This is a genomic window from Xenorhabdus santafensis, from assembly GCF_033949405.1.
GTDB classification, from domain to species: Bacteria; Pseudomonadota; Gammaproteobacteria; order Enterobacterales; family Enterobacteriaceae; genus Xenorhabdus; species Xenorhabdus santafensis.
In genome coordinates, this window is record NZ_VCDN01000165.1 from 1 (window position 1) to 3,587 (window position 3,587).

Sequence of the window (3,587 nt, forward strand, 5' to 3'; positions counted from 1 at the left end):
TGAAAGACGAAGCGTATAGATGTTTATTAGGGTGGTGATAGAAAAAAGATATCAGCACTAACAACAATAAAATAACGATACCATATGTTTTTAACCTAAAGGGCAGTACGGATACATCAGATACAACTTAATGCCAAAAAAATGGACATACATTTCACTCTGATTACCTAATAACATGTCGTGGGGATAATACATCTATAAGGCTGCACCTACTCTTTCGAAAAGAGGGGGATGATATCAACACATTATCAAATGATTTTCTAAAAAATTTATTTTTATACCTATAGATAAGTGAAGTTTTATCTTAAATAGTAATGGAGACAAATGATGAAAATAATTGGAAATAAGAGCCCTCTTGAAAGACCCATTCTGCCACAAAAAGACAAGAATGGAGTCCTTGATGTTAGCCTAATGCAAAATGACTTTATGTTGGTTGTTATTGAGCATTTTGATAATGAAAGACTAAAATCAGAAATAAAAGTATTATTAAATGATGTTGAGATGGAATTTTATTTTTTAGAAGAAAACATTCCATTCACTGTACATATCACAATACCTTTTTCCAACATTTCCGATGGCGATTATATCGTTACTTATACGGTAACTGATGCCGCTAATGTCAGATACTCTAAGCCTTCACATGTTAAAATAGCTAATACTGGGCGTGCGCCAATACCGTCCCTTTATTTGACAATGGGTACAAAAGAAAATGATTCTGGCGCAACTTCAAAACAGAGTGTGATAGCACATTATTGTAATGCCCCAACAATTGATCAAATCCAAATCAAATTTTATATGGCTGCACGTATGCCCGTCAATTCTAAACTTTACACCTATATGACCACGAGTGATGGCGATTGGTCACCTATAATTATATTACCGACTACAGCTAAGGATGGCGCTTATGTTATTATTACAACTCACGCTGAATATAATGGATTAGTCTCTAAATCCAGTAAGCCATCCGCTGATCTTACTATAATAAGATATAATACATATATGTTTCAATACTCAACTGACACTAGGCAATGGAGTGATTACTCTGGAAATAATGATTTTCCTACCAGTGGTGATGATGTAATATATATGACGCCAAATGATATAATTCCAGCCGCTTATTTCGTGGGAACTGGTGGTCTTCCGCAAGATGTAAAACCTACTGGCCCAAATGGCCAGGCAATAACGGAAATTACAAGTGATAAAGTAGAGCATTTGACTGTTTTTGCTACTCTACTCGAAGAGCTAACTATACATGATAGTATAGAATTTAATTTTATACCTTAATATAATAAAAGGGCTGTCCTAGATGTTTAATATAATCTAGGGTAGTTCCACTATAATAGAGGGTTATACTTGGGATGATTACATACAATAATATAAAACAGTGATTTTTTTAAAATACATCAAATAATTCAAGTGTGACAATAGATGTCTATGAGGGCAGCGATAGAAAAAAGATATTGTTCTTAGCAACAATAAAGTAATGATACTATATAATGTTAACGTAAAGGGCTGTACGAATATATCAGATATAAAATTGGGTTTTACAACTAACCAGAGTGATAGCATACAAGACTGAATTTAGATTGATGTGTAAAAATACCAATTAATCCTTTAATGGGGCAGCGTGGCGAATCTGTTGTTAAATAATATATTTAATTGCAGGAAATTTAAGGAGAAAACGGTCATGCATTTCACTCTGATTATTTAATAATATGCCGTGTGGATAATATCTCTATAAGGTTTCACCTAATCTTTCGAAGAGAGGTGGGTGATATCAACGCATTATCAAATGATTTTCTAAAAAATCTATTTTTGTACCTATAGATAAATGAAGTTTTATCTTAAATAGTAATGGAGAAAAATGATGAGCATGATTGAAAATAGCCCTTTTCAAAGACCCCTTCTACCACAAAAAAGCAGTCATGGAATTCTTGATGTTAGTCGAATGGGAGTTGATTATCTGTTGGTTGTTATTGAACTTTTTGATGATAAAAAACTGAAATCAGAAATAAAAGTATTGTTTAATGATGTCGAGATGGAATTTTATTTTTTAGAAAAGCATGTTCCATTTAATATACATATCAAAATACCTATCTCTAACATCTCCGATGGCGATTATGTCATTACTTATACGGTAGCTGATGCCGCTAATGTCAGATACTCTAAGCCTTCAAATCTTAAAGTAATTAATAGTGGGCGTGCGCCAATACCGTCCCTTTATTTGACAATGGGTACAAAAGAAAATGATTCCGGCGCGACTTCAAAACAGAGTGTGATAGCACATTATTGTAATGCCCCAACAATTGACCAAATCCAAATCAAATTTTATATGGCTACACGTATGCCCGTCAATTCTAAACTTTACACATATATGACCACGAGTGATGGCGATTGGTCACCTATAATTATATTACCTATTACAGCTAAGGATGGCGCTTATGTTATTATTACATCTCACGCTGAATATAATGGATTAGTCTCTAAATCCAGTAAGCCATCTGCTGATCTTACTATAATAAGATATAATACATATATTTTTCAATATTCAACTGACAGTAGGCAATGGAGTGATTACTCTGGAAATGATAATGATTTCCCTACCAGTGGTGATGATGTAATATATATGACGCCAAATGATATAATTCCATCCGCTTATTTCGTGGGAACTGGTGGTTCTCCACAAGATGTAAAAAAAACTGGCCCAAGTGGTCAGGCAATAACGGAAATCACAAGTGATAAAGCAGAGCACTTGGTTGTTTTTGCAACGCTACTCGATGAGCTAACTATACATGATAGTGTAGAATTTAATTTCAGACCTTAATATAAAAATGGGTTCTACTGTATTGCTGCTCCGGCAGATTTCATCCATCCGCCACCACCACAGTCTTACAGTGTATTTGTGTTGGCGGAATACCTTATTATGATCTATTTTCGGCGGAAAACATATCAGATCATATTGGTTCCTAACGGTTAAAGTTGAATTGATTTAACAAATCTTCACATTTAATCCCTCATTGCGGCTTATACTCTGGTGAAATATATTTTAAGATAAAAAAATGGTAAATAGCGAGTGAGTTTTATTATTTCAATATTAATGGCCAATTTTAGTTTAATCAACCAAAACACTGGAGTTGAAAAATTAATAGAATATAATCAGTGAAGTCAGTAGCAAAATTTGATCATGACGATTAAACCAATTTTAAATTGATATGTAAGAATGCCAATTAATCTTTTAATAGGGCAGTACCGATAATCTATTTTTCAATATCAGATTTAATTGTATACAATTAAAGAAAAAAGCGGTCATGCATTTCAGCCTCATTATCTAAAAAATTATTTTTATACCTATAGATAAGTGAAATTTTATCTTAAATAGTAATGGAGATAAATGATGAGTATTATTGTAAATAGTTCTCTTGAAAGACCCATTCTACCACAAAAAAATGATAATGGGATTCTTGATGTTAGTCTAATGCAAAATGACTTTATGTTGGTTGTTATTGAGCATTTTGATAATGAAAGACTAAAATCTGAAATAAAAGTATTATTAAATGATATCGAGATGCTTGCATTCACATAATAAG

At 32.8% G+C, this 3,587-nt stretch carries 3 protein-coding genes; all 3 read left to right on the plus strand.

Annotated elements, in window-relative coordinates; translation table 11 throughout:
- Nucleotides 1–324 precede the first annotated feature (324 nt).
- The 3 genes from FE392_RS19540 to FE392_RS19550 all read left to right on the plus strand — a co-directional run bounded on the left by FE392_RS19540 (nt 325) and on the right by FE392_RS19550 (nt 3,583).
- Nucleotides 325–1,284, plus strand: coding sequence for a hypothetical protein (locus FE392_RS19540; protein WP_319931805.1), 960 nt, complete (start codon nt 325–327; stop codon nt 1,282–1,284).
- Nucleotides 1,285–1,864: 580 nt separating this feature from the next.
- Complete coding sequence (locus tag FE392_RS19545) at nt 1,865–2,824, plus strand: hypothetical protein (protein WP_319931806.1); 960 nt, start codon at nt 1,865–1,867, stop codon at nt 2,822–2,824.
- A gap of 567 nt (nt 2,825–3,391) precedes the next feature.
- Nucleotides 3,392–3,583, plus strand: a complete 192-nt coding sequence (locus tag FE392_RS19550; protein WP_319931807.1) for a hypothetical protein — start codon at nt 3,392–3,394, stop codon at nt 3,581–3,583.
- The last annotated feature ends 4 nt before the right edge of the window (nt 3,584–3,587 follow it).